This is a genomic window from Kitasatospora sp. NPDC047058, assembly GCF_040643935.1.
In the GTDB taxonomy this organism is placed as follows: Bacteria; Actinomycetota; Actinomycetes; order Streptomycetales; family Streptomycetaceae; genus Kitasatospora.
The window spans coordinates 1-1,669 of sequence record NZ_JBEYVJ010000813.1 but is presented as its reverse complement, the minus strand read 5'-3'; the positions used below and the strand labels follow the sequence as shown (position 1 = coordinate 1,669).

Genomic DNA, 1,669 nt, shown 5'->3' with positions numbered 1-1,669 from the left:
GGGTAGGCGGAATGAACGGGCGGGTTTGCAGCGCGGCGCGCGGCGGACCTGCCCGTTGTTCCGGCTACCTCCCGGCGCCGGGCAGGCGCCGGGGCTGGTAGGTCAAACAGCTTGTGACGTCGGCCGTTTGCGCCGGGAGCCGTGGGGACGGCGACCTGCGCGGACGGCCGGCGCACGGCTGCGCCCGACGCGCCGGGGTGAAACGGCGCAATTGTCCGCGACCCGGTGAATCGGCGTCGCAATGAATTCTTCATAACCAGTGGGGGATTGTTTCAATGGCGAAACCGCGCGTTCTGGTTATCGGTGACAGCATTCGACTCGTCAGCAAGGCCGGACCGGCCGGTGTGGACGTCGTCTACGCACAGAAACCTTCGCAATTCGACCCGTCGGTCATTCCGCACTGCACGCAATTGCTGCTGGTGGACTACCAGCAGGTGCCGACCGTGGTCGCCCTGGCCCGGGCCCTGCACGAGGTGGAGCCGTTCACCCGGGTCGTGACGCAGTCCGAGGCGGCGCAGCTGGTCGGCGGCCACCTGGTCGACCTGCTGGGGCTCCAGGGCAACGGCGCCCGGACGACGCGGCTGCTGCACGACAAGTCCGCGATGCGTGCACTGCTGAACGAGCAGGGGATCGCGGCGGTGCCTTTCACGGCCAATCCCACCCGCGAGCAGCTGGGGGAATTCGTCGCCGCGCACGGTGCCGCGATCGTCAAGCCGACCAAGGGGTCGGGCAGCCTGGGTGTCCGGCCGGTGCGCTCCGCCGAGGAGGTCGACGAGGTCTGGGCCTGGCGCGAGGAGTTCGGCATCGGCGACTTCCTGGTCGAAAAGCTCCTGGTGGGGCCGGAGTTGAGCGTCGAGGCGTTCTCGGAGGCGGGCCGGCACACGGTGCTGGCGGTGACCGCCAAGGACACCGACTCCGGCGTGGTGGAGCTCGGCCACGTGGTCCCGGCGCCGCTTCCCGGTGAACAGCTGGAGGCGATCAGGGATCTGACGGTCACTCTGCTGGACGCCGTCGGGCTGCAGGACGGGCCGTCACACACCGAGATGATCCTCACGGCCGAGGGGCCGCGGATCGTCGAGTCGCACTGCCGGCGTGGCGGCGATTTCATCAACGACCTGGTGCGCATGGTGTACGGCGTGGACCAGGAGGAGGCCACCTACCGGCTCGCGGGCACCTCGGCGCCGCTGGCGGAGCTGCACCCGGCGCGTGGCGCGGCGGCGGTCCGCTTCCTCACCGCCGAGCCCGGGACGGTCGTCTCGGTGGAGGGGCTGGACCGGGCGCAGCTCATGGAGGGCGTGGTCCGGGCCGCGGTGAGTGTGGAACCCGGTTCCGTCGTCGGCGAGTTGCGCTGGTCGGAGGACCGCTGCGGCCATGTGATCGTGCACGCCGAGGACGCCGAGACGGCGGTGCGGCTGGCCCGCAAGGCGGCCGACTGCATCGTGGTCACCACCGAGCCGGATCCGGCCGCCACGGCCCAACCGGCCACTCTGGACGGCCTGTTGGGTGCGTTCGACGAGATCCTGGACCCCTTCGAGGCGCAGCCGGCCGAGTAGGCGCAGGACAGTCCCCAGACTCCTGACGGGCCCGGGCGCCGTCCGTGAGGGAAGCGGCAGGCCGGGCGACTCCGCCGGATGGGCGGGCACCCATGGCGGGCAAGGGAATTGGCGGA

At 70.9% G+C, this 1,669-nt stretch carries 1 protein-coding gene; it reads left to right on the top strand.

Translation table 11 applies throughout. The features are described 5' to 3' along the window. Positions 1–419 precede the first annotated feature (419 nt). A complete protein-coding gene (locus ABZ885_RS40745) occupies positions 420–1,553 on the top strand; it encodes an ATP-grasp domain-containing protein (protein ID WP_360200199.1) in 1,134 nt (377 codons plus the stop codon). Positions 1,554–1,669: the final 116 nt, after the last annotated feature.